Source organism: Hymenobacter cellulosivorans, from assembly GCF_022919135.1.
Taxonomy (GTDB): Bacteria; Bacteroidota; Bacteroidia; order Cytophagales; family Hymenobacteraceae; genus Hymenobacter; species Hymenobacter cellulosivorans.
This window is the reverse complement of the sequence record NZ_CP095049.1, coordinates 911,259-937,140: the sequence shown is the minus strand read 5'-3', so window position 1 is coordinate 937,140 and position 25,882 is coordinate 911,259. Positions and strand designations below refer to the sequence as shown.

At 58.5% G+C, this 25,882-nt stretch carries 14 protein-coding genes; 9 read left to right on the top strand and 5 right to left on the bottom strand.

Annotated features, from left to right (window positions below; genetic code table 11):
• Positions 1-6: 6 nt before the first annotated feature.
• The 5 genes from MUN80_RS04035 (at position 7) to MUN80_RS04015 (ending at position 6,130) form a co-directional block, all read left to right on the top strand.
• A complete protein-coding gene (locus MUN80_RS04035) occupies positions 7-1,485 on the top strand; it encodes a RagB/SusD family nutrient uptake outer membrane protein (RefSeq protein WP_244719954.1) in 1,479 nt (492 codons plus the stop codon).
• 80 nt (positions 1,486-1,565) lie between these two features.
• The gene (locus tag MUN80_RS04030; RefSeq protein WP_244719951.1) at positions 1,566-2,822 is read left to right on the top strand and encodes a PKD domain-containing protein; all 1,257 of its coding nucleotides are present in this window, start codon (positions 1,566-1,568) and stop codon (positions 2,820-2,822) included.
• 42 nt (positions 2,823-2,864) lie between these two features.
• A complete protein-coding gene (locus MUN80_RS04025) occupies positions 2,865-3,536 on the top strand; it encodes a hypothetical protein (RefSeq protein ID WP_244719948.1) in 672 nt (223 codons plus the stop codon).
• A gap of 43 nt (positions 3,537-3,579) precedes the next feature.
• The gene (locus MUN80_RS04020) at positions 3,580-4,470 is read left to right on the top strand and encodes a glycoside hydrolase family 16 protein (RefSeq protein ID WP_244719946.1); all 891 of its coding nucleotides are present in this window, start codon (positions 3,580-3,582) and stop codon (positions 4,468-4,470) included.
• 367 nt (positions 4,471-4,837) lie between these two features.
• Positions 4,838-6,130, top strand: a complete 1,293-nt coding sequence (locus tag MUN80_RS04015) for a sugar MFS transporter (protein WP_244719943.1) — start codon at positions 4,838-4,840, stop codon at positions 6,128-6,130.
• A gap of 83 nt (positions 6,131-6,213) precedes the next feature.
• Here the strand turns inward: MUN80_RS04015 and galK are convergent, their stop codons facing one another.
• Positions 6,214-7,368: a galactokinase gene (gene galK / locus MUN80_RS04010; protein WP_244719940.1), complete on the bottom strand. Its 1,155-nt coding sequence runs from the start codon at positions 7,366-7,368 to the stop codon at positions 6,214-6,216.
• 644 nt (positions 7,369-8,012) lie between these two features.
• Here galK and MUN80_RS04005 point away from each other — a divergent pair.
• Complete coding sequence (locus MUN80_RS04005; protein WP_244719937.1) at positions 8,013-9,614, top strand: family 43 glycosylhydrolase; 1,602 nt, start codon at positions 8,013-8,015, stop codon at positions 9,612-9,614.
• Between the two features lie 97 nt (positions 9,615-9,711).
• On the opposite strand, the gene MUN80_RS04000 is transcribed toward MUN80_RS04005, so the two are convergent.
• Positions 9,712-12,219 carry a DUF5686 and carboxypeptidase-like regulatory domain-containing protein gene (locus MUN80_RS04000; RefSeq protein ID WP_244719934.1) on the bottom strand — a complete coding sequence of 836 codons (2,508 nt, stop codon included), beginning with the start codon at positions 12,217-12,219 and terminating at the stop codon, positions 9,712-9,714.
• A 529-nt stretch (positions 12,220-12,748) separates the two neighbouring features.
• Here MUN80_RS04000 and MUN80_RS03995 point away from each other — a divergent pair.
• The 3 genes from MUN80_RS03995 to MUN80_RS03985 all read left to right on the top strand — a co-directional run bounded on the left by MUN80_RS03995 (position 12,749) and on the right by MUN80_RS03985 (position 14,594).
• Positions 12,749-13,447, top strand: coding sequence for a carboxypeptidase-like regulatory domain-containing protein (locus MUN80_RS03995; protein WP_244719931.1), 699 nt, complete (start codon positions 12,749-12,751; stop codon positions 13,445-13,447).
• Between the two features lie 313 nt (positions 13,448-13,760).
• Entirely contained in the window at positions 13,761-14,183 is a 423-nt protein-coding gene (locus tag MUN80_RS03990; RefSeq protein ID WP_244719929.1) for a roadblock/LC7 domain-containing protein, read from the top strand.
• 81 nt (positions 14,184-14,264) lie between these two features.
• Positions 14,265-14,594, top strand: a complete 330-nt coding sequence (locus MUN80_RS03985; protein WP_244719927.1) for a hypothetical protein — start codon at positions 14,265-14,267, stop codon at positions 14,592-14,594.
• 96 nt (positions 14,595-14,690) lie between these two features.
• Here MUN80_RS03985 and MUN80_RS03980 read toward each other — a convergent pair whose 3' ends face one another.
• The 3 genes from MUN80_RS03980 to MUN80_RS03970 form a co-directional block, all read right to left on the bottom strand.
• Positions 14,691-15,662, bottom strand: coding sequence for an NAD(P)/FAD-dependent oxidoreductase (locus MUN80_RS03980; RefSeq protein ID WP_244719925.1), 972 nt, complete (start codon positions 15,660-15,662; stop codon positions 14,691-14,693).
• 136 nt (positions 15,663-15,798) lie between these two features.
• On the bottom strand, positions 15,799-19,839 hold the full coding sequence (locus MUN80_RS03975; RefSeq protein WP_244719923.1) for a beta strand repeat-containing protein: 4,041 nt from the start codon (positions 19,837-19,839) through the stop codon (positions 15,799-15,801).
• A 464-nt stretch (positions 19,840-20,303) separates the two neighbouring features.
• Positions 20,304-25,745, bottom strand: coding sequence for a beta strand repeat-containing protein (locus tag MUN80_RS03970; RefSeq protein WP_244719921.1), 5,442 nt, complete (start codon positions 25,743-25,745; stop codon positions 20,304-20,306).
• Positions 25,746-25,882: the final 137 nt, after the last annotated feature.

Sequence of the window (25,882 nt, the reverse complement as noted above, 5' to 3'; positions counted from 1 at the left end):
CCGATCATGTCAACCTTCACTAAATACTCCGGCGGCGCCCTGCTCCTAAGCCTGGGCCTGCTTACCAGCTGCGGGGAGAAGTTTCTGGAAGAAACCCCGACCGACCAAGTAACCGACGCTAACTTTTATAAAACCACGACCGACGCTATTCAGGCTACCAACGCTATTTACAGCGAGCTGGGCAAGGCCGGGCAGTACAACTCCGCCCTGTGGGGAATCGGGGATATCGGCTCGGACCTGTCGACCACCGGTGGTGGCGGCGGCGGCGACGGCCTGGAGCAGCAGCAGCTCGACAACTTCAACATTCCTTCGACCAACGTCCTGACCACTCGCCTGTGGGGCAGCTGCTACGTGGGCATTGGCCGGGCCAACATCGTGCTGGAGAAAGTGCCCGGCATGAGCATTGACCCCGCCATTCAGTCGCGCAGCATCGGGGAAGCCGAGTTTCTGCGGGCCAAGTACTACTTCGATCTGGTGCGGGCCTTCGGCGACGTGCCGTTGCTGACCAAGCCGCCGAAAACGACGGCCGAGGTAAACATTCCCCGCACGCCCGCGGCTCAGGTGTATGCCCAGATTGAGGCCGACCTGAGAGACGCCATTACCAAGCTGCCCGGCTCTTACACCGGCGACGATATCGGACGGGCCACCAAGTGGTCGGCAACAGGGCTACTGGCCAAGGTGTACCTGACCGAAGGCAAGCTGGGGGAAGCCGCTACCCAGGCCCGGAGCGTCATCAACTCCAGCGGCAAATCGTTGTGGGACAATTATGGCGACAACTTCAAAGTTGCCAACGAGAACGGCAAGGAGTCGCTGTTTGAGGTGCAGTACATTGCGGGCCGCAACCAGTGGACCCAGGATGGCCTGGGCTGGAGTGGCAACGAGTTTATGGGCCCCCGCGGCCAGGGTATCGTGCCCCAGGGCGGTTACGGCTTCAACATTCCCGAGCCCGACTTCGTGGCCGGCTACGAAGCAGGCGACACCCGCCGCGACGTAACCATCTGGATGCCCGGCGACAAATACCCCGATGGCCGCGTGCAGCCTTCGTCGCTGCCTGGCTCGCCTAACGGCTACGGCGTGAAAAAGTGGTTTGTAGGCAAAGTCAACACCAACATCTGGGACTCGGAGCTCAACATTCCGGTGTTGCGCCTGGCTGAGATGTACCTGATCCTGGCGGAGGCCGTAGGGCCCAACCAAGAGGGTTTGGATGCCATCAACAAAGTGCGGCGGCGTGCCTTTGGCGGAGCTACCAACCGTGATATTGCGGCTGGTATCGGTGCCGACGACTTCAAGCGGGCCGTGTGGAGGGAGCGCAAGTACGAGCTGGCCTTCGAAATGGACCGGTGGTTTGATATGAAGCGCACCGGGGAGCTGCTCACCTCGCCCCAGCTGCGGGCGAAAGGCGTGAAGCCCTACAACGTAGTGCTGCCGATTCCGCAGTCGGAGCGCGACGTGAACCCGGGCCTGAGTCAGAACGACGGCTATTAATCAGTTGTCCGGCGGCCCGCTGGCAACTGTTGCGGGCCGCCGGGCAGATTGCCTCCACCGAAAAATTCCTCTGAATTCCCATGAAAAATATATTCCGTTTGGCGACCCTAGGCTTGCTGGCTGCTCCCTTGCTGCTGGCTTCCTGCGAGAAAGACGCCAAAGACTACGAGCTGGAAGGCGCCGTGCCCCAGTCTAACTTTACGTTCCAGACCAATACCACTGAGTTTCCGACCGTGGTCAGCTTCACCAGCACGGCCCAGGATGGCTTCCTCTACCAGTGGAACTTTGGCGACAACAGTGTTGCCTCGGGCGAGAAGGTGCAGCATACCTACATCCGCCCCGGGAGCTACTCGGTAGAGATGATAACGGCAGGCCGGGGCGGTACCGGTATTTCGGCCAAGCAGACCATCACCATTCCGGACGCCTGCACCAACGCGACCTTCAGCAACCTGGTCGGCTGCGCCAGCGGGGGCATCCGCATCTGGTCGTTGTCCAACCAGCCCGGAGCCATTGTGAAGCAGGACGCCAGCGGCAACCAGATTTCGGCCTCTACCACGCTGAATTCCTGCCAGCTCGACGACCAGTTCTCGTTTAGCAACAGCTTTACGCTCAACTACGAAGCCGGCAACCAGACCTTCCAAAATGGTACCTGCGGCAAGTCGCTGAGCAACTCGGGTGGCTTCGTGTTCCGTCCAAACAACGGTAACCCGCAGATTGTGCTCAAGGGCAACAAGTCCTTTATCGGCCCAGCTGACTCGGTCGTAAACAAAACCTACGACATCCTGGAAGTTACCGATACTAAGCTGCGGCTGCGTGGCACCAACCCCGATGGTACCCGCACCGTCATCACGATGATGCCCTACGACGCCACGGCGCCCATCAAGCTGCTATTAACCGGCACCTCGTCGAAAACTTGGAAGATTGACAATGAAGCCGATGCACCTATTACGGTAGGCACCGAGGCCAACCCACTGGAGTACTTTGCCGGGGTGAAGCCCGGGGAACTGCCCACTTGCCAGTCCGACGACGAGTTTACCTTCTCGGCGGCCAATGTCTACACCTACGACGCCAAGGCTGAAACTTTCTCGGCCGCCGCTGGCTACAGCTGCAGCGCCCCGCTGTCGGGCACCTCGCCCTTCGTGTTTAGCCCAGCAGCCGGTGCAGGTCTGGCCCAGTTTAAATTGTCGCGGCCCGGAGCGTTTATCGGTGCTACCGACGCCTCACCTACGGAGCAGGTATACCGCATTCTGGAAATCTCCGACAAAAAGATGTTGCTACGCGCCGGCAGCGGTGCCAACAACGGCACGGTGTTTACCATCAAAATGGTTGCTAAATAATAGAGTAGCAGCTTTCTACTTCTTAGCTTATTTTGCTGGTCCATGAATAATGCGCAGCCCTATCGTCTGCAAAACCACTTGCTCAGGGTCGGCTTGCTGCTGGCCCTGGGCTTGGTTTCCTGCGCCAAGACTGAGTTGGTGGCTCCGGCTCCCGCTGGAACCCCAGCAACCGACTTCGTCACGGCCACTGACCCGGGCAATGTGGCGGGGCGCAATGTTTCCGGCGCCACCACGAAGGCCTTTTTGCCGGCTGCGGGGATAAAAGCCTTGTTAACTGGCGGCTCGTCGAAAACCTGGATGCTGGACAACAGCGTGGATGCGCCCATAGTGGTGGGCACCGAGACCAACCCCGCGGAGTACTTTCCCGGGGTGAGGGCCGGGGAGCTGCCCGCTTGTCAGGTAGATGATGAGTACACCTTCACCAACAAAAACCAGATGGTGTACGATGCCAAAGCCGCGACCTTCTTGGCTGGCGTCTTCAACTGCTCCCCACCCCAATCCGGTACATCAGCTTATAGCTTTGGGTATGCATTTGGGGGCGGGTTAGCCCAGGTTACGCTTGCCCGGCCGGGAGCCTTCGTGGGCACAACGGATGCTTCAACTACCGAGCAGGTATACCGCATTCTGTCGATTGACGGCACCCGAATGGTGCTGCGGGCCGGTAGTGGCCGCAATGGCGGGATAGTGTTTACATTTAAGATGATTGCCAAATAACCAGCGGGCATCGTTGCCCGGCGGTAGTTTTCTCCTCTAGTTCATGAAATTCCCCACCCTGTTTATCCAGCGTAGCACCCGGTTTGGTTTCAGCGCCCTGCTGACCCTGAGCCTGTTAAGCTGCACCGAAACGAAAACCAAGAACGTACCTACTCCCGTGCCACCGCCGCCTCCTACGCCGGTCGTGAACGAGGAGCCCAAGGATTACGGCCAGTACACCACGCTGGTGTGGAGCGACGAATTCGACGGTGGTTCCCTAAACCAATCGAAGTGGGTACAAGAGCTCGGCGGTGGAGGCTGGGGCAACCGGGAGCTACAGAACTATACCAACTCGTCGGACAACACCTATTTCATGGGTGGCAACCTCGTCATTGAGGCGCGTAAGCAGCAGTCGGGCAACAACGCCTACACTTCGGCCCGCCTTATCACCAAGGGCAAGCAAACTTTCCAGTACGGCCGCATCGACGTGCGGGCCAAGCTGCCCAAGGGCAAAGGAATCTGGCCGGCCATCTGGATGCTGGGCAACGACATTGACCAGAACAACTGGCCCAAGTGCGGCGAAATTGATATCATGGAACTGCGCGGCAGCCAGCCCCGGGAGTTCCTGTCGACTATGCACTACGCCAACAGCGCCGGCAACCGCGAGTACAAAGGCAAAACCATGCCCTTGGACTACGACATTACCGACGAGTTTCACATCTTTAGCGTAGTGCGCAGCAAGGATATGCTCCGCTTCTACCTGGATGGGGCTTCGCAACCCTACTACACCTTTACTCCCAGCGACGTCAACGGCAGCCCGTGGCCCTTCAACAACCCGTTCTTCATGATTCTGAACGTGGCCGTAGGTGGTGACTTCGACGGCGACCCGGCTTCCAATACGGTCTTCCCTCAGCAGATGCAGGTCGACTACGTGCGCTACTACCAGTACAAGTAGCCTTGCCAGCTTAGTGGTTTATTGATAATCATAGTGTTTTGTAATTGTGGAAAATAAGTAACCCTTGCTGTGCCCGTACTGCGGCACAGCAGGGTTTCGTTCCCGGCTCCGGACTGGTGGTGACCATAGCGTGTCGCTGAATTCAGCCGGGCTCTACCATTACTGCCTAGAGGTAGGCGGCCACGCCGTGAGCCTCACCTTTAGTATCGTTTATTAAGCTCGTCGCATAATTACCACGCCCGCTTGCTCATGCAGACCAGCGCCGTGGCTTAGAGGCCGGTTCCGCAGTGGTTAGGAGAGCGGGCCGGCCTCTTTTTGTGCCCCAATCCTTACTATTGACTTCTCGAACTCCTTAGTATTCCTTTCTATGGCTCTTGTTGCTCCTTCCTCCGTTGGGGTGCCTACCACGTCGGAGGCCAACCCGGAAACCCCGCGTTATACCTCGGCGCTGGCCTCACTCACGGTACTGTTCTTTATGATGGGTTTCATTACCTGTCTGAACGACATCCTGATTCCCTACCTCAAAGGCCTCTTTACGCTAAGCTACGCCAAGGTCAACCTGGTAAATTTCTGCTTTTTCGGGGCGTATCTGGTGATGGGTGTGCCGGCAGGCCTGCTGGTGAAGCGCGTGGGTTACAAACGTGGGATGCTGGTCGGCTTCCTGGTAGCGGCCATTGGCTGCTTCCTGTTTTTTCCGGCCGCTGAGAGCCGCACCTTCGAGCTGTTCTTGGGCGCCTTGTTCGTGCTGGCTACCGGTGTCGTGACGCTGCAAGTGGCTGGCAACCCCTACGTGGCTATTCTGGGGCCACCTGCCACGGCTTCGTCCCGCCTCACGCTCACCCAGGCTTTCAACTCCCTGGCTACCACCATTGCGCCCATCCTGGGGGCCCGCCTGATTTTGTCCCGCCTGCCCGACCTCACCAAGCTTTCGGCCACGCAGGCTGCAGCCCTCGACGTGACTTCGGTGCAATACCTCTACCTCGGTATTGGGGCCGTGCTGGTGCTTATCAGCCTGCTGCTGGCGTTTCTGAAGCTGCCCCACATTGCCCACGCCCCCGCCCCGGCCGGCGACACCCAGCGGGCCTGGCACTACCGCCATCTGCTGCTGGGCCTGGTAGGTATCTTTGCCTACGTGGGGGCCGAAGTTGCTATTGGGTCCCACATTGTGAGTTACCTGAGCCAGCGGGAAGTAGTGGGTATGTCGGCTGGTGATGCCGGCGAGCAGGTTGCTTTCTACTGGGGGGCTGCTATGGTGGGCCGTTTTCTGGGTATCGGGGTGCTGCGTAAGCTCAACCCTGGTCGGGTGCTGGCCTTCAACGCCATAGGGGCCGTGCTACTAGTTATTATTTCTATCAATACCAGCGGGGCCGTGGCCATGTGGAGCTTGCTGGCCGTGGGCCTGATGAACTCCATCATGTTTCCGGTCATTTTCACGCTGGCCGTAGCTGGCCTGGGCCGCCACACCGAAGATGCCTCGGGTTTGCTCTCAGCCGCCATTGTGGGCGGGGCCATCATTCCACCACTGTTCGGTATCATTGCCGACAGCCAGAGCGGCGGGGGAGGGGTACATGCCCTGCGCTTGGCCTTCATTCTGCCCGTGCTCTGCTACCTCTATATCGTGTGGTACGGTTTGCGTGGCAGCCGCCCGGCCACGGAGTAACTATCGGTTGTGTTTACTGCCACCAAAAAAGCCGCCCGTCGAGTTCTGCTCGGCGGGCGGCTTTTCCTTTTTAGGTAAGCATTCTACTCCTTAAATATGCCCACGCCATCTACGATGGTGGCCTCGTAGGTTTCGAGCGGTAAGCCCAACTGCCGCTGGTACTCGGCTTTCAGGTGCTCCACGAAGCCGGCTACCTGTTCGGTGGCTACCAGGTTGATAGTACAGCCGCCAAAGCCGCCGCCCATCATGCGCGAGCCATACACGCCGGGCGTTGTCTGGGCAATCTGGACCAGTACGTCTAGTTCCTTGCAACTCACCTCGTAATCGTCGCGCAGGCCGGCATGAGAAGCGTACATCTGTTGACCCACGCCGCCCAGGTCGCCTTGCACGAGCAGACGGCAGGTTTCTTCTACGCGCTGGTTTTCTTCTACCACGTAGCGGCAGCGGCGGTATACCACCGGACCCAGCTCCTGGCGGTGAGCTTCTATCTGGTCCAGGGTTGCGTCGCGCAGGGTTTGGATAGTGGGGTAGTGCTGGCGCAGCACCGCTACGCCTTGCTCACACTCCTGGCGGCGGGTGTTGTACTCCGAGCTGGCCAAGCTGTGCTTTACCCCCGAGTTGCAGAGCACGATGCGGCAGGCAGTCGTATCGAAGGGAAAGTATTCGTACTCCAGAGAGCGGCAGTCGAGGCGCACCACCTGCCCGTCGCGCCCGAACACGCTGGCAAACTGGTCCATCAGCCCGCAGAGCACCTTGGCATACTCGTGCTCGGCGGCCTGGCCCAGCTTGGCTATCTGCATGGGCTCCAGGTTGGCCTGCAACAAGGTGTTTAGGGCAAACAGCATTCCGCACTCCACCGCCGCCGACGACGACAAGCCCGCTCCGGCCGGTACCGTGCCCCCAAATACGCAGTCGAAGCCCGGTACCGTAATGCCGTGCTGCTGGAGCTGGGCCACTACGCCCAGCAGGTAGTTGGCCCACTGCGTTTCGCTGGGCGCCACGGCGTCGGTAGCCACCTGCACCGACTCGTTCAAATCGTAGGCGTGCAGGCGGATAGTAGACTGCTGGTTTAGCGCCACGGCGAAATACATTTCCTTGTCGACGGCGGCGGGCAGCACGTAGCCGGCATTGTAGTCGGTGTGTTCCCCAATCAGGTTGATGCGGCCGGGGGCGCGCACCAGCAAGGGTTCGGCGTCGAAATGCTGGCGAAAAGCAGCGGCAATGTCGTGGGCTAGCATAAGCGGGAAGGTAGCAAAGAGGGTAGAGGGGAAAAGCAGCGCCCCGCTTGGGGCTAAACTGCCGGCTATTTTACGAATCCCGGCCGACTTTAGCTGAAGCTTCATATGCTATGGCATACGGTTGAGTTTCGAAGCCAGTGAGGTACAACATCTTGGCTTTGGCAGCCCTGATCATTGGTTGGATACGCTGCAAATTCTTTGTCGGCTTCAGGGAATTATTGTTTAAATCATATTAATGACAAATTTTTAACGAGCCTTTTATTAAGTGTGGCCCGAATTATGCTTCGGACTAAGGATACCACGGTATAGGTTACAATAAAGGCAATGCTCTAAATTGAACCTGTTTTTGCCGCTTTTGCGTTGCGAGGCTTCTTTCCCTAAGTGCCGTTTTTGAAAATAGGCCAAACCAAAAAAACATCTTCGGGTTGTATCAAAAAAATACACTTGTTTGCTTGCCAATAAAAGGAAAGTAGTACCTTTCGGATTGTTGCGCCAGGTTGGGTTTTAAAATTCCCCCTTTGTCACCTCTCTGAAGCGCACCCCCGAAAGTACCGGCGAGTTATGTAGTGTTTTGGACCCGGCCCTACGGCTGGTTCCGCCCCCCGAAGACCTCTGTTCGTTTCCCACTCTTTCTTCTTCCTATTGTGTCGTTCGACTTCGAAAGCGCACCGTCTTTTGACCTGGTGCCCACTGTAGATTCCTCGACTGACTACGCCGCCGTTGATGCGCCGTTGGTCGATTCTACCCCCACCGTGGCCCCGCCCGTCGAGGCTGAGCCTACCAACTACGCCAACATCGTCCTGCCCGGCGACTTCCCCGATCCGACCATTGCCAAAATCGGCAATACGTACTGGGCCAGCGCAACGTCGGCCGAGTGGGGACCCGTGTTTCCGATGTTCAAGTCGGACAACCTGGTCGACTGGGAGCTGGTGACGCACGTGTTTCCGGGCCAGCTGCCCGACTGGTGTGACGCCAACTTCTGGGCTCCGGAGATTTTCTACGAGGGCGGCAAAACCTTCATCTACTACACGGCCCGCAAGAAAAACGGCCCGCTGTGCGTAGCTGTAGCCAGCGCCGACCAGCCCGAAGGTCCCTACACCGACCACGGTCCCTTAGTAGGTCAGCGCCTGGGCTCCATCGACGGCTTTCCCGTGCGCGACGAGCACGGCGACTTGTACCTGGTGTGGAAAGAGGACGGCAACAGTAAGAGCAAGCCTACACCTATCTGGGCCCAGCGCATCAATGAAAAGCGCATGGCCTTGGTTGGCAAAAAGGTGGAGCTCTTCCGCAATACTGAGAAGTGGGAAGGGTGCCTGGTCGAAGGTTCGGCCATCGTGCGCCACGACGAGTACTTCTATATGTTCTACGCTGGCAATGGCTGCTGCGGCAAGTGCTGCAACTATGCCACTGGCGTAGCCCGCGCCAAGAGCCTGCTCGGTCCCTGGGAGAAGTGTCCCCAGAACCCGATTTTGGACAAGAATAAAACCTGGAAGTGCCCCGGTCATGGCACTGTAGCCGAGTACGAAGGCCGCTGGTTCCTGCTCCACCACGCCTATTACACCGACAGCCACGAGTTTGTGGGCCGTCAGGGTATCCTGAGCGAGTTTACCTGGAACGCTGAAGGCTGGCCTGAGTTCGATGGCCGCAGCCCCCAGGCCGCCCCGCTGCCCGACCTGAGCGTGCTCAACGTCACCGACAACTTCGTGGGTGGTCAGCTGGCCCAGACCTGGCAGTGGCCGGTAGGCGAGCAGCCCGAAGCTGGTCTCAGCGACGGACAGCTGCTGCTCACGGCTCGTGACGGTGGCTTGGGTGCCATGGTAGCTCAGCGCACATTTGCGGCCACTTATAAGGCGGTTACCACCCTGGATTTTGCTAACCTTGCCCCCGGCACCTTCGCCGGTATCGGGGCCATCGGCGACCATGCAAACAGCTTAGCGCTGATGGCCGGCGACGAAAGCCTGCAGCTCTGGCACGTGAAAGGTGGCAAGCGCGAGTGCCTGACCAAAATTGCGGTAGAAAGCTGCAAAAACCTGTCCTTGCGCCTGGAGGTGTGGGGCGGGCAGCGCTACCGCTTCAGCTACAGCCCCGACGGCGTTACCTGGACGGCCATGCCCACCGAAAGCTTCGCCATCAACGGCACCTACCTGCCGCCGTGGGACCGGGGCATTCGTATTGCGCTGCTGGCCCAGGGTCCGGCTACTTCCACCGTGGCCTTCAACCACTTCTCGCTGCGCAACAAGCGCTAAGAGCTTCTATCTAAAGAAAGAGTACCTAAGCCAACGCCCCGGCAACCACTGGTTGTCGGGGCGTTAGTGTGAAGGACAAAGCGGAATCGGGCGCTTGTCAGAGTCTGAACTGCAAACTCAGCTTTACCCCGAAGTTGCGGGCTTCGGGCAAATCCCGGTAAGTCAGGCGGTGCAGGAAGTCGACCCGCGCCACTTTGAAGATGTTTTCTACGCCGTAGCCTACCTCGGCATACGGGCCATGATCCAGCGCCCGAAAGGTTTGCAGCGGCTCACCGGTAGCGGGGTGGCGGGGCGGGGTCAGGCTACGATTGGCTTGGCTCACGCCGCCAAAGAGGATGTTGCCCGTGGCCAGCAAACGCCAGTTGAGCTTGCGCAGCAGCGGCACGCTGTTCACTAGCAACCCTTCAAAATGATCCTCGGCCCGCACCGAGGCATACCGGTCACTGACGAACTCAAAATAGCGCATCAGGTTAAACGCAGCCCCATTGTAGAACGGCGACTGATTGCCCATGTGCGTTTTCAGAATAGGGTAGGGCACTGTGCTCGGGATGTAGCCGGCTTCGAGGCGGTAGTTAATTCGCCCGAAAATACCTGCCTGCACGCTCTGGGTAGTGATGAGGTTAAACTTATGGTATTTGAAGTCGCTGCCAAACAAATGGTTGGCTCCCAGGGTGTAGCGAAATACGACTACTGGCCAGCGCATCTGGCCAATGGCCTGCCGCCGGTTCTCGTTTTCCACCAATACCTCATCGTAAGCGTAGCGCGACTCCAGGATCAGCTCCGACAACGTGATGTTGGCCGCCGTTGGGGCTCCGGGCACCCGCTGGTCAGTATTGTAATAGGCAAAGTTATAGAGCGGCGTGAAGCGCTGGTGGCGCAGGATAATCTTCTGCGTAAAGCCGCGCACAATATCCGTCTGCAGCGAAAGGCCCGATACGTCGCGCATCAGCGGACGGCTGCCCCGGATGCGGCCGATGCGGGCTGCCGCGTCGAAAAGCGGGTTTTCCTGCCCGAATTCATTGTCGAGCAAGGCCACCTGGTCCAGGTCATGGCGGTACTCCATACCCAGCACCGTCCAGTGCTGCCGCTCGATGATGCGGTTGACGCGCATCCCATATTTGAGGCGCCCATCCCGGAAGCCATACGCCGCATACGCCCGCACCAGCCAATCGCGGCTCATCTCCGGCGTAGTGCGGAAGCCGAAGCGCAGGCGGTGCCCCTCGATGTCGTTGAAGCCGTAGGTCGACAGAATGGGGCCCAGGTCGAGGCGGCCTACGCGCTTGTAGCCATTGACCAGCACGTCGGCCAGATCCAGCAAGGAGCGCACGCTGGGCAGTTCCCGGACCGAGTCGAGCACGGCCAGCGAGGTCTGGTCGGCCAGGCTCAAGGAGTCGGGCCGGTTCTTATCGAAGTAATCTTTGGGAATCTGGCTGGCATTGGGGGCCGTGTCCAGCGCGTTGTCATAGAAAGCCAGGTCCCGCTCGTGGTTACGCTCAAAATTGGAGTTGATGGTCGTGAAGTGGGCCTGCACGCCGGCCTGCTTTTCCACGGGCTTGATGGCCACGGTTACCCGCGTTACCAGAGGCAGGCCGGCCCCTTCCGCCGGTGGCGTCATCTCCTGGTACACCCGAATCTCGCTCACGAAGTTGATGTTGGCCTCGGGGCTTTTCGCCAGATTCAGCTTGCGCAGGGCGTAGGTATCGGCCGTAATCCAGATGGTGCCCACGAAGGCCAGATCCTGGGGGCGCCGGGGCTTCACGGCCAGCTGGTAGCACCAGTCCTGCCCGACGAAGACCGAATCCTGCAGCTCGTATTCGTAGGTTAGCTTCCAGCCGTCGGCAATGGGCGAAATGAAATCCTTGCCCATGATATTCTGCCGGTTGGGGTAGAAGTTGTAATCCTGGAACGAGGAGCCTAGAATCTGGGACACGACGGAGCCTTCCCGGGGTCCGATTCCGCGCATTTGCCGGCGCCGGATTTCTTCCCGCCGCCGGATCGGGTGGTTTTGCACGTATAGCCTGGATATCAGCTCCGAGGCAAAGAACGGCAGAGCCTTGGCTTGGCCCACTGGTGCCACATCCTTGCTCATGCTGTCAGACAGGGCCAGCATGTCGCGGATTACTTTGCGCTTGACTAGCCGGTCCGGCAAATCGGTTATCGTGGTTTGAATCCGGTTGTAGCTGTCGTACTCAAAGGCACGGAGGCGGCGCTTGTCATTTTGGTCTTTGTGGGCCTGTACCCGCCGCAGAATCACGTAGGCCGGGTTTTCAGTGGGCCGCACGACCACCTCGCTGAGCGTAACGGCTCCGGCCCCGAGGGCAAAGTTTACCGTTTGCTGGGCCTGGTGCGTCACAGCCTTCTTCAGGGCTTTGAAGCCCAGGGCAGAAGCCGCTAGCGTATCAATAGGCTGAGTGACGGTCAGTTGGTAGCGGCCTTCCGCGTCGGCCGTCATACCGATGGTGGTGCCAGGTACAAACAGCGAGGCAAAAGGCACAGGCTGCCCCGTGGCGGCCTCCGTAATTCGGCCCGTAAACACGATACGCTGTGCCCGGGCGGGGAAGGCCACGACGACAAGCAAGATGAACAGCGCGTACGTATGCTTCATAAACTACATTGGAAGCGGAGCGGGCAATAAGCTGATAGGGGTAGCTTTCAAAGCTAAAGAACATAGTGCCAGCAGGGAACCCCGGAAATTCAATTATTGAGTTGATAACCGTTTTTTCCCTTTTCGCCTCGTTCGTGCACTTTACAAAGTCCCTTAAGTTAAGGCCTTTGCTTGGGAGTTGGGGTATCACTTTGCCTAATTCTTAGAATTTTGCCTAGCTCCTTACTCCAAGCCCAACGGGAAAACTCGATAAAGAGCCCCTAAAAATGCCTGCCAAACGGAGTTGTTACTGTTGAGCTTGTGTGGGTTTGCTAGGCTCACGGAGTAAGCTCCACTGTAGAATCAGGCCCCATAAATTCTTCGTTTTTTCATCGTCCGTAAAAGGACCTTTATATATGGAATTACAACCTTTATCGAATATCATTGGTATTAGGACTATTTACAGTAGATATTGGCCTGCCGTTTCCGTACACCCATACGAAGCGGCTTCCGCTCCTTCCCTTCATTGCTCACACCATATTATTCAACGATGGCTTTAACTGCTTACCCGTTCCATCCTGTCACAGGAGAACTACTGCCTACGTATCGCGACGCATATCTTCGAGGCGACCTGTCTGGCAAGAATGCCGATTTAGTAGATGCCTACCTCAAGGCCAACCCCAACGAGGGTGATGAGGCGCTAAAACGTTTTTACGCCCTGCGCGAGAAAGGCCACAATGTGCGCCCCGTCGGCTGGCTGCAGCACCAGTTTCACCTGATGCGCACCGAGCCGGTTCGGTTTCGTCGGCGCGCGGGCTCTATCGTGCTGGTGGGCGCTCTGCTGAGTGGAGCCGTGCTGGCCGGTACCAACCTGCCGTCCGCCGACCGCATTGCCGTACCTGCTTCGACCATTGCCGCCGCTAGCGAGGAGATGGTTGCCGTAGCTACCGAAGCTGCCGCCACCAAGAAGATGGCTGTCGTTAGCGGCCGGATTCTGGACGAGAATGGTCGTCCGCTGGTAGGCGCCACGGTGTTGGATAAAATCAGCGGCCGCGGTGTCACGACCAACGCGCAAGGCACGTACTCTATGCTGGTGCCTGCCAACCAGACTTCCAAGCTGCAGTTTGGCTACGGCGGCTACACCGAAGACGAAGTGCAGGTAAAAGGCCGTAGCGTGCAGAACATGACCCTGCTGCCCCGTACCGACGCGGTAGCTAAGGTAGCCAAGCGCCACTGGTGGCAGTTTTAATCGCTGCTAACCTATTGATTAATAAGCCTTAGCTATATAGGTAAGAGCGATAACAGAAAAAGCTGGTAACAAAACGCTCTTTTGTTTGTACCAGCTTCCAGAATAGGTTGCAATAAGCTCTTTAGAAAGCCACTGCCCGGGGTTTTCTAAAGAGTTTTTTGGGCTTAACCCGCTGCCTGCTAAACCTCAACCTAGAACGTACCGCCTGACTGCTGCCCCGCAGCCGACGGCTCCCGACAACTTAACGACATAACACCCCGTACGCGGAGCCGCTGGCACCCTGCTAACAGTCCGGCTTCTCGCTTCTTACCCAATGAATATTCCGTTCTTCAATCGACTCCAAATAAAGAAAATCACCGTAGGGGTAGCCGATGAAAACGGAAGGCGCGCTCAAAAAGTACTGGAAGGTCTGCTGGAAGACATTCCTGAACTGCTCATGAGCTGCGTCGTCGACACGAACTCGGGCAAAGTCCTGGCCTTTTACACGACCAACAGCGCCTACAACCCCAACCAGATCAGTCTGCGCCACGCCAAGCTGCTGCGGACTATGGAAGAGGCTGTGGCCACCAAGGTATGGCCCGGTGGACCCCTCACAGACGTATCGGTTATTCTGGAGGATCAGCTTCATCATCTACGGCCCTTCAATGAGGGAAAATGGTATTGCTTCCTGGCCGTGCGCCTAGCCGATGCCAACCTGGGAATTGCCAAAGAAATCATGCGCCGTCATACGGTCTAACCTAACTTTTCAACATACACGCTTTTTACTTCATACGCTCATTTTAACATGGCAACCCCCAAACAAACCGTTCAAGATATCTTGTCCGAACTGCCCACCCTACTGGCTGTAGCCGTTGTAGAAACTGAAACCGGCATGCCGCTGGCTTCGCACGCTAACATTGCTGACTTCGACATCGAAACGGCGGCTGCCTACAATACGGAGGTTGTGAAAGCAAAACTGAAGGCAATTCAGGCCCTGAAGCTCAACCAGAAAGTACAGGACATTCTGCTGACCCTGACCGACCAGCTGCACCTGCTGAAGCTGTCGAGCGACGGGGGCATGTTTATCTATTTGGCCGTCAACGCCCGGGATACCAACCTGGCCCAGGCCCGTCAGATCCTGAAGGCCCACTCGGCGGTGTTGAGCTAGTCAACGGCTGTTCGCTATAAGAAAAAGCCCGTCGGTACAACACCGACGGGCTTTTTGTATTTATGGAATATTGATGCTCACTAAGGGCGGTAGCTGCTACTTGGGGCATTCTTCCCGGGTTAGGGCTTCGTGAATAGCAATAGCGGCATGTGTGCCTTCAGCTGCCGCCAGTAGCGCTTTCTGCGGGCCAGGCGTAATGTCGCCGGCGGCATACAACCCCCTGACACTGGTTTGGGAGTGCTTATCGACGCGGATGGCTCCTTTGCGGGAAAGGTCGCAGCCCAGCTGTTCAAGGAAGCTGGCGCGCTGATGCTGGTGCGGATGCACAAATACGGCATGCCGGGCCAGCTTCTCCCCATTTTCAAATACGATGTAGCGCAGCTCACCGTTGGGCTTGCCTTCCAGGTGACTGATGGGCTCCTCATTGAGTCGGATTTTCTGCTGGTGCAGGCGCCGGCGGGCATTATCAGAAAGGTGACCGGGACCATCGGTACACACCACCACATCGGTAGCCCAGCGGCTCACCAGCAGCGCCATGCCGGTCACCATTTTGCCCCGCCCGTACACTGCCAGAGGCTGGCCGCGGACTTCCCAACCGTGACAATAGGGGCAGTGCAGCACGCCGCGGCCCCACAGGTCGCGCATACCCGGCACCGGCGGCAGTTCGTCTTCCACGCCCGTGGCCAGCAGTACTTTGCGGGCAGTAATGGTAAAGGTGCGGCCTGTCTCGCCTTCTGCCTGTAGCTCAAAGTAGCCCGGGCAGGGTGCAAGCTCCGTAACGCGGGCCGGTCGTACTTCCACGGTCGTGTAGGGCTTGAGCTGCTCCAAGCCAATGCGCAGCAGCTCGGCGGGCTTGATTCCGTCGCGGGTGAAAAAGCTCTGTACTCCCGGCGAAGGAGCATTGCGGGGGGCACCTCCGTCGCAGACGAGCACTCGACGCAGGCAGCGGCCCAGGGTGAGAGCTGCACTCAAGCCCGCGCTGCCAGCCCCGATAATAACGACGTCGTAGTCGGTGGAAGCCTGGGCGGCGGGGCGCCGCCGGGGCAGAGAAGCGGATGACTGTGGCATTGACTTAGGTAGTGAGGGCTTCTCTATACCCCAAAACTCGCCTTTCGGTTAGCGTCGAGCCCGCCAGAAACCCGGTGAAAGGGCACTAAAAAAGCCTCTCCGGGTAGGAGAGGCTTTTTAAAAGCGGGCGGGAAGCTTAATTCTTCACCAAACGCTGCGTGATTTTGAGATTATTGCCGCGAATCACGACCAGGTAAGAGCCCGCCGTGAGGCTGCGCACCGAGAAGGGATGCAGTGCGCCACCTTCGTAGGTGCTGGTAGCCAGGGTGCGGCCGGTAGCATCCACGAGCGAAACCTGGTAGCTGCCGGCGGGCAGGTTGGACAGGTCGAGCTGGGCCTCATTGGCAGCCGGGTTGGGATACACGGCGGCGGTAACTTCTTTCGCCCCGCCAAAAGTGAGGGTACGTACGGGGCCAGCCTGAACTTCCGAGCCGTTGGTATCAACCTGCTTGAGGCGGTAGTAAATCGTGCCCAGATTCTTGGTGCCGATGCCAGCATCGATGAAGCTGTAGCTGCGGGCCGTCTGGCTGTTGCCAGCACCTTTTACCGTCCCGATCGGGGCGAAAGCCTGCTCACCGTAGGCGCGCTCTACCACGAAATGGTCGTTGTCTTTCTCTGAGGCCGTGGTCCAGCTCAGCTGAGCATTCTGCCCGATGGCCGTAGCGGTAAAGGCCGTCAGCTCCACGGGCAGCACGCCGCTCGACACGGGAGCGTTACCCGAGAATTCCGACGTGTTGCCGACTGCCATGCTGTTCACCGTTTCGGGCATCGTGGCAGTCGCCGTGATGCGGGCGTTGGTGGCGGTCAGGGCCGTACGCTCGGTAGTGCCCAGGCTGCTAAGCGGAATAACGAAGGCAAAGCGGCGAGCGGCAGCTTCCGAGCCCGAGTTCTGCCCGTTGATAGTGCCCGAGTAAGCCGTGCTCTTGGGGTCAGCGTCTTCCCCGGCCAGGCCTTCGGTGCGGGTGGCCAGGTAATAGCGACCTTCCCCAAACGAGGGGCTGGTGGTCATGTCGGCTACAAAGAACTCGATGGTAGCACCCAGCGGCGCGTAGCCGGTAACGCGCAGGTTGGTACCGTCCTGCCTGGCCTGGGTGATGACGGGGAAGTTCAGCAACCCGTTGGCTCCGGAAGTGCTGGTCTTGCCATCGGCGTTCAGGCTCACGTTGTCGCCGCCGTTGGAGGTGGCGCCGCTGGCCATCAGGTCGATACCGATTTTGGTCGTGCCATCGGTGGTGCTGGCCGTGCCGTTGCTGAACATGCTGTTCTGGGTAAAGCGGTTGCCCGCCGTGCCGTTGAAGGCCAGAATAGCGTCGCCCACGTTGGCGTTCAGCGTGTTGGTGCTGATCAGGTTGTTGCTGCCCCGACGGATAGCAATACCGGCGCGGTTGGTTGTGGCCGTGCCGCCCCCGTTGGTGCTGATGGTGTTGCCGCTGATGGTGTTGTTATTGTTGGTGCCCACCGCCTGGAACTCAATGCCGAAGCCAGCGTTGCTGAGAATCTTGTTGCCGGTAATCGAGTTGGTCGAAGCATTGGCTAGTACAATACCGCCGCCATCGGTAGCGGTAATAGTAGTACCGTTGCCCGCCGTAGATGCCCCGTTGCTCAGCACGTTGTTGCTGATTGTAATGCCAGTGGCGCCATCGTCCAGCCGAACTCCCGCCGTCGCGTTGCCCGAGGCCGTGTTATCAGTGAAGACCGAGCCCGTGGCCGAAGCGCGGGAGAAAGTGAAGGCCGCGCCCTGGAGCGGGTCCAGCGTAGCGGTAGTGGTGCTGGTGCCTTTGGCGTTGTTCAGGCCCAGTGAAGCGATGCGCGTGTTGGCGCCGGTTACGAAAATGCCCTGCTGGTTGTTGAAGTTGATGATAACCTCGGGCGAAGTAGAGGTAGCCGTGGCGGCAATGTCTCCCGTGCGGTTCGACTGCAGCTTGCCATCAATGGTGGTATTACCGCTGTACATCCACATTTGCGTGGCCGAGGTAATGTTGATGGTGAACGACTTGGCCGTGGCGTTGTAGTTGGCGGCCGTGAAAGCCGAGCGCAGACCGTTGGAGTTTGTGCTACCGTCGTTCAGCATGAAGATGGCCGTTTCCTGGCCAGCTGTCTGTCCTTCCTGGGCCAGACCCGTATTGGCCAACTCGTTGGAGTTGTTGACGAACTGACGCAACGAGCCCTGACCCGCATCGTTGGTGTTCACAATCAGGTCGAAATTGTAACCGAAGTCTACGCCCATAAACGGACCCGAGGCAGGAGTCGTCACGGTCGTCAGCGACTGGATGGTCGTAGTATTCGACGAGGCTTCGAGCACCGTAAGAGTCGAGCTGTTGTTGCTGGCTACGTCAACCTGGTTCGGGTTAGCGCCACCTACCTGGTTGTTGTTGCCATTGATGTAGGTCTGCACCCCAACTACCGGGTTGTTGTATTGGTTGGGGCGGTTGCTGTTCACTGTGCTATTCACCACGCGCACCTGGTAGGCCGTATTGGCTTGTACCGTGTTGGAGCCAGCTAGCTGCCGGAATTCGTAGTTGCCGCTGGCATCGGTGAATACCGAGGTCAGGAAGGTGCCGGGAACGGGGTTCGCTGCCGTTACGGTAGGACCTGTGTATAGCTCTACCCGCACATCGGCTACCCCCTGACCATTGCTAGCCAGCTGGGTGCGACCAAAGCCGCCACCGTAGTTCATGTCTTCGAATACGGTGCCCTGGATGGATGCCGTCAGACGAATCGGGGTGGGCGAAGGAGTATCGCCGTTAGCCGTAGTGGGAAAAGTGGTATCGTTAGTCGACTGGTCCTGGGCCAGCAGGTTGCCGGGGGGAATAACCGTGCCGTTGCTCAGGCGCACGTGGCCCTGGTTAACAGTCGTACCGCTGGTCGTGGAAGCGTAGGCGTAGTTGTTGAAGATAGTGTTCGGGATGGCAGGAGTGCCTCCAGTAAACGTCAAGCGGGCGGTAAACGTAATCAGGGCGCTCTGGCCGGCCGTCAGGGACTGGGTGCCGGTGAGCAGGTCCGCGTCCGTGGTGGCGCCGTCAAAAGCGGTGTTAGCGGCCAGCGTGGGCAGAGCGCCGTTGTTGATGCTGTAGTTGGTAACGACCGGGCCCGTCTGAATTGAGTAAGGCGTAGCACCAAACGTGTTGTTGAGGTAGTCCGAAACCTGGACGTTGGTCGTCGTCGTCGTACCCGTATTCTTCACCCGAATGGCGAAGGAAATGTCGTAATAGGTTTGCCGCTGGCTGCCGCTGCGGCCGTTGTTGCTCACCGTCAGGCCGGTGAAATCCTTTACCACGTCAATACGCTCAGACGGGTTGATGCAGCTGGCGCCGTCGCTGTTGGAGGCTGCGTCCACGGTGCTAATCAGCGTGGAGGCACCCGTCGTGACGTTCACCGAGTAAATACCGCCGCTGTTGGAGTAGGTATAGAGGTTGCCGGCTACGTCGAAGAAGTTCGAACCTACGATGTCGCCCGAGGTATTGCCGGTGGCAATGGTGGTCAGCACACCTTTTTCCGTGCCATTGACGGTCGTAACTTCGATACGCAGCAGGTCATTCAGCTCGCTTGAGCCGTAAATGCTATTGGTAGTGGGGCTGTAGGCAATATCGGTGAAGTCGGCAGTAGCGGCGGTGGTACCGTTGCTAGTAACCAGGGGCAGCTCATCGTGCGAGGTTAGCACGGTCGAGAAGTCCGACAGCTTCAGGCGAAACAGCGTGTTGAGGTAGATACCGGCACTGTTGCGGGTGGTCAGGTAGAAATTACCCTGTTTGTCAATCGTGCCCGAGTTGTACTGAGCCAACGGCAGGTTGGTCTTGCCCAGGTCCCGGATTCCGCCCCGGCCGATACGGTAAAGGTGAATACCGTTAGCAGCATCGGGTGCCCCGTTGTCGGCCGGATAGGTAATGGCGTACAGGTAGCTGTCCTGCGGGTTGTAGGCCAGGGCATTCAGCACCACGCCGAGGTTGCCGGTGGTATTGCCGGCGCCAAAGCTATAGGCGTTGGTCGTGTAGTTAGACGTGGTGCGGTTTACCACATACAGAGCCGAGTAGGCACTAGCCCCACCACCAATTTGCCGGATCTGGTAAAAGGTGCCGTCGCAGGAGAAGGCCTGACCTTCCACCTGGGCCTGAACGTTGGTGGGAGCCAAGACCAACCAGAATAACAGCAGAGCTGCTACGCGTAAGATTGTTGTCATAGAATGTTTATAAGAGGAGCAGAGAAAACTCAAGAAGCAGTTCAGTATGGTATGCGCACACAAAACAGGATGCAAACTTACTCGGTCTAATTGAATTAATCATACTTTTTTAAATACCCAAGCTTCGGTTGTTGCTGATATGCAGCACATTTGGTGCCAATTTAGGTCCGCTTTTATCTATAGAATAGTTGAGCTTATGTTGGAATAATTAAAGTTTAAAACAATCATATTATACTGTTGCCTGTTTCGGGTCTTACTAAGTAAGAGGTAAATATCGGTTGAAAGAGTCCTATTATGGGGGCTGTACCGGCTTACATATCACCGGCAAAAAAGCTACGAGGTGGCCGTAAAGTCGGATTTGGTGAAGCTCACCAGTAGTGCCCGGCATCTGGAAAGACCAGGGTGGAGGGCAACAAAAAAGCCTCTCCCAAGGGAGAGGCTTTTTTGTTGGCAGTCGGCAGCTTTTATTTTTTGCTGAGCTGCTGGGTAATTTTCACTTGCTGGCCCTGAACCGTTACCAGATACATACCCTGGGGCAGGCTGGTGAGGTCGAGCGAGTACTGGGCGCCACCCTCGTAGGAGCGGGTGCTTAGCGTGCGGCCAGTCATGTCCGCCAGCGTGACCTGGTAAGCGCCGGCGGGCAGCGTCGTCAGATCAAGCGTAGTCGTGCTGGTCGTCGGGTTCGGGTACAGACTCACGGTGGCAACTACATTGGTCGTGAAGTTTACAACCCGCACGATGCTGTTGCTGCTCGAACCATCCGTGTCCACTTGCTCCAGGCGGTAGTATACGGCGCCCTGGTGCTTGGTGCCCACGTTCTGGTCGGTGAAGCTGTAGCTGCGACCGGCGTTGATGCCCGCGCCGCTACCGGCTACTTTGCTGATGGTCTGGAAAGTCGCCCCATCGAAGGAGCGCTCTACCACGAAGTAGGCATTATCCTTCTCCGAAGCCGTAGCCCAGCTCAGTTGGGTGCTGTTCTGCACGGCCTTGGCGGTAAACTGGGTCAGCTCTACGGGCAGCGGAGTGTTGTTGAGCACCGTGATGATGCCCGAGAACTCCGAGGTGTTGCCGACAGCCAGACCGTTGACCGTTGCCGGGATGGTAGCCGTAGCGGTGAGCTTACCAGCCAACAGTTGGGTGACCTGGGTGCTCGAAACCGGGATGGTGAAGACGAAGCGGTAGCTGCCGTTTTCCGAACCCTGGTTCAGGCCCATGTTGCCCATCACGCCGCTGTAGTTGCCGCGGCGGGCATCGCCGTCTTCAGTGGAGCCTTCCGTACGGCTGAACAGGTAAGAAGCGCCTTCGCCGAAGTTGGTTGGGTCGGCGCTGGCCACGAAGAACTCCAGTACCGCGCCGGGCCGGGCGTAGCCGGTTACCGTCAGGTTTGAGCCGTTGATAACGGCCTGGGTGAAGACGGGGAAGTTCAGCAAGCCATTGGCGCCGGAGGTGGCCGATTTGCCGTCGGCGTTCAGCGTCACACCGTCGCCGTTGGCTACCGTGTTGTCGGCCGACAGGTCGATGCCCAGGTTACCGGTTATGCCGTTGCCGTTGTTGCCGCTGGTGCTGTTCTGCGAGAAGCGGTTGCCCGAAGTACCCGCCATAGCCATGATACCGTCGCCGGCGTTGCCGGTAATGGTGTTGGACAGAACCAGGTTGTTGTTGCCAGCCTGAATGCTGATGCCCGCGTCGTTAGTCGTGTTCGTGCCGATGCCGTTGCCGGTGATGGTGTTCAGGCTGATGGTGTTGGTGTTGCTGCTGCCACTGGTGGTGGTTACTTCAATACCAAAGCCGTTGTTGCCGCTAACCGAGTTGCCGGTGATGGTGTTGGTCGAAGCATCGTTCAGGGCAATACCTACCCCGTCGAAGGCCCGGAAGTTGAAGCCGCCGAGGCTGGTACGGCTAGATGTCAGCACGTTGCTGCTAACGGTAACGCCCGTAGCACCCGCCTGCAGCCGGACCCCGGCCGTGGCATTGTCGGTAGCCGTCACATCCGTCACGATGGAGCCCGTGGCGGCCGCGCCGCTGAAGGTTACGCCAGACCCTTCGGAGCTAATCGGGGCCGGGTTCGGAATACCGCTGTTGAAGCTGTTGCCCTGGGCACCGGTCAGCGTGAGCGAGGCAATGGTGGTGTTGCCGCCCGTCACGAACAGGCCAGCCCGCTCGTTGAAGTCAATCGTCACTTCAGCACCCGTGGTCGATCCGGCAACGGCGGCCACTTTATTGCCCGTCACTTCCGCCTGGAAATTACCGTCGATGGTCGTCCGGGAGTCGGTGATGGAAGGCAGCGCCGTCGTCAGCGTGGTCGTGAAGCCCGTCGTGGCATTGTAGCCCAGCGGAGCCGTCATATTCAGGCGCAGGCCGGCCGGAGCCGTGCCCGTCGTGCGGCCGTCGTTCATCATGAAGATGGCCGCTTCAATACCCGCGGCGGGGTTGGTAGCCGTGGTGCCGGTAGCCGGCGTGCCGTTGAAGGCTGCCTGGTCCAGGCCGGTGTTGGGCAGGGCGTTGGAGTTGGTGATGAACTGGCGCAGCGAGCCTTGGCCCGAGTCGTTGGTGTTGGTCACCACGTCGAAGTTGAAGCCAAAGTCCACGCCGGTTACGGGCAGCAGGTTCACCGTTACGGCAGCCAGCGACTGGGGCGTAGCCGTAGCCGTGGTCAGGTCGCTCAGGTCTTGACCAGCCGTACGGGCGGGGGCGTCAGCCAGATTAGGGTTTTCGCCACCTACGCGGTTCACGTTGGTGTAAGCCAGGGTCTGCACCCCGATCAGGCCACCTACGTTGGCCGAGTTGCGGGCCGAAGTAACCGTGGAGTTTACCACGCGGGTCTGGTAACCAATACCAGCCGCGTTGCCGACGATACCCGAGAAGGTGTACGCGCCGTTGGTTCCGGTAGTAGTGGTAGCCACGTAGTTGCCCTGGGCGTCGTACAGTTCTACCGTAGCACCGCTGCGGCCGATGGTCAGGCCTGAGCCGTTAGCCGAAGTAGTAGCCGTATTCAGCGTCCGGCCGGCACCGCCCCCGTAGTTCACGTCGTCGAAGACCGTGCCCGACAAAGACGTGGTAGGACCTACTGGAATGGTATACGTCGCAGTATTCGATACCTGGCCGCCGGTGGCCACCGATTCCGTTACCCGGTAGGTAAAGGTCAGGTTGCCGGTGTAAGTAACTACAGGGTCGAACTGCAGGGTACCGATGTTCGCCAAAGGCACAGTAGCGCCGGCTGTAGCCGTTACGCGGACGTTTGAAGCATTCAAGAACGTCAGCGTCCCTTCAGTGAGAGTATTGGGCACTGTTACCAGCGTGTAGGTCAGGTTCGAGCTATTGGCTAGGCCGTCGGCGTCGGAACCACTCAGGGCTGGAATTGCCGTAGCAGCGGCCGAGTTGGGAATAGGCTGCGACGTGATGTTGAGGGCTACAGGCGGTGTGTTCTGGCGCCAGTCACGGTCACCGCCGGGGTTCTGCACGTCGGGATAGAACTGGGGGGTCTTGCCTCCATTAGTAGCGTCGAAGCTGCCCGTCGAAACGTTGGTGTCGTAGACGTCATCCAGGCCGTCGCCGTCAGCATCTACGCCGCTGTAGTTGATGTCGATGGTGCCGTCGTTGTTGAGGTCCCAGGCTTCCCGCGCATCGTTGCGGCCATCGTTATCGGAGTTGTTATCGATGTAATCAGGGAACGTGTCGATGCCGGCCGTAGCAGGTTCGCTGTTGGGCAGCGTCACGGCTGCGCCAGCTGCCACACCGGTGCCGGGCGTCAGGTCGTAGCGGTCATCCAGGCCGTCACCGTCGGTGTCGACGCCGGTTGGCGCGCGGAAGCCGGCAGTCGTCTGGGCTTCCACGTTATCCACAATACCGTCGTCGTCGGCGTCGATGTCGAGGAAGTCGGGACGGCCGACACCGTCGTTGTTGGGGTTTGCCAAACGGGAAATGCCGTTGCCAGCCGTCGTTTCGGCAACGTCGGGCATACCGTTGGTGCCTACGTTTGTGCTGGGAAAGCGCGAGAGCGAAGCGTCGTAGCCGGTGGGGGCTGCGCCGCCGTTGGCTTCAATAGCGTCCGGAATCCCGTCGTCATCGGCATCAATGTCGAGGAAGTTAGGAATGCCGTCGAGGTCAAAGTCAAAAACGTCGTTGATGCCGTCGTTGTTGGCATCCCGGAAAGCGCCGTAGGTGGGGTTAACGTAAACTGCGTCGAGGTAGGTGGGTACGCCGGCGGCCGTAAGCGCGAGCGGGTTTACGCCGTTGCTTTCGTTGGTGTCGGTGATGCCGTCGTTATCCTTATCAATGTCCACGTTGTCGGCCACGCCGTCCGCGTCCTTGTCGCACACGTAGCGGTATGCCACCGTCTGGCTGGCGGTGTTGATGGTTACGTAGGTGTAGGTGTTTACCGTGTACTGGTTGCCAGCGTCGAGCAAAGCGCCAGTGGTAGCGCCCCAGCGGTGAACTCCACCGCTGGAGTTCTGTCCATTAGCTTCCACGCGGGTGTTAGCGGCCGGGAATCGAGTGGCGTCCAGGTTGGTATCATCCCAGAACAGCAGGTTAAACGTGGTACCGGGGCGTACTGAGTTTACCACGAAGCCATCCACGTTGTTTTCAGCGTCCACCATGGGGAAGTTCAGGGGCGCTACACTGCTCTTGAAGGCAATGTCAATGGAGGTGTTCTGAGCCACAGCGTTGTTCAGACCATCCCGGCCGTTCCAGGCCACCGAGCTTTTGCCCGCGGGCACGCTCTGCTCAATGAATACGTCCCGGCCACCGGCCTGGTAACCGGCTACCCCGTCTAGGTTGAGGGTAATAATCAGCTGACCAGCTTCCGAGGAAGTCGTAGTGAAAACCAGCCCGCCGTTGGCGCCGCCGCAGTAAGGCGTGATGTTGTTGACGGCAAACGTCGGATCCGTAGCGCTGGGCCAGATGGTGTTATCCGGGTCGTTGACGTAGCTGCTGTACTCGGGAAAATCGGCCAGCGTGGTCTGGCTCCGGCGCGACACCGAGAAGTCGGTAGCGCTGGCCGTAGTACCGCGGCTGTTGGTGGTAAAGCGGAAATAGTTCTGGGGGTTCAGACCGGCCAGATCGAACTTTTTCACGAATACCTTACCGGGTTCCTTGGTACTGGGAATCATCGGAAACATGCTGAACGTCGAGGAGAAAACCCCGTTGTCAGCGCCGGCCGAGAAGGCCCACTGCTTGGAATACAGGCGGCCTTTGCGCTCTACCCCGGCAGCCGTGTTGGTGGTGCGGACCGTGAAATCCCAGAAGTCGTAGGTCGAAAAGCGGTTGCGCTCGTCCAGAGCCGTTTCGTTGACCTGGGTAAATTCGATGTAGAAGTCCTGGTCGGCACCGGTCGTGTTCTGGTAAACCAGCGGGTTGTAGCCCCCGTCACCGGCCGTGATGCTGGGACCGAAGCGGTTCTGAGCAGCGTTGTCGATGACCCCGCGCTGGGCGTTAAGCAGCGACTGCCAGATAGGTGCGCCTGTGTTGGCTGTGGCCGTATTGCGCGTGAGCGTGGTCTGCTGCACTTGCGTACCGGCTCCCGCCCCGTACTTCAGCGTCAGAATGACGTCGTTCTGGTTGCCGGTGTTGTTAACGTTATTGATGCGGTGGATACCATAATACAAGTATTCACCGGCTTTTACCCGAATATACAATCGATGATCTTCGGAGAAAACAACGCCGTTGTAGTTGTACCCAAACGGCTTAAGAAAGCCGCGGGAAGCATTGCCGGCCGCCGCGTTGTTGGCAAAGTTGGCGTCGTGCTCCAGCCAGCCCGAACGGGTGTTGGTGTTGTTGTTGAGCGCTACACCAGCCGTAGCTGCAGTGTTGGGAGTAAGCTCCCTCGACCCTTCGGCCCAAGCGGGAGAGTACCCTCCTAGTAGCCCGGCTAGCAGCGAAAGTGCTAATCGTAAGGTTGTTTTCATGTAGAGAAAGAGATTTGTGTAAAAGCAGGTGAAACGAGCAATACGCTGCCTGAGTGAAGTGAGCAAGCTGGTGGTGCTGATCGTAAGTTTCAGATATTCAGCAGTATATTATCTTTATAAGTGTTCGAGCAGTTAGG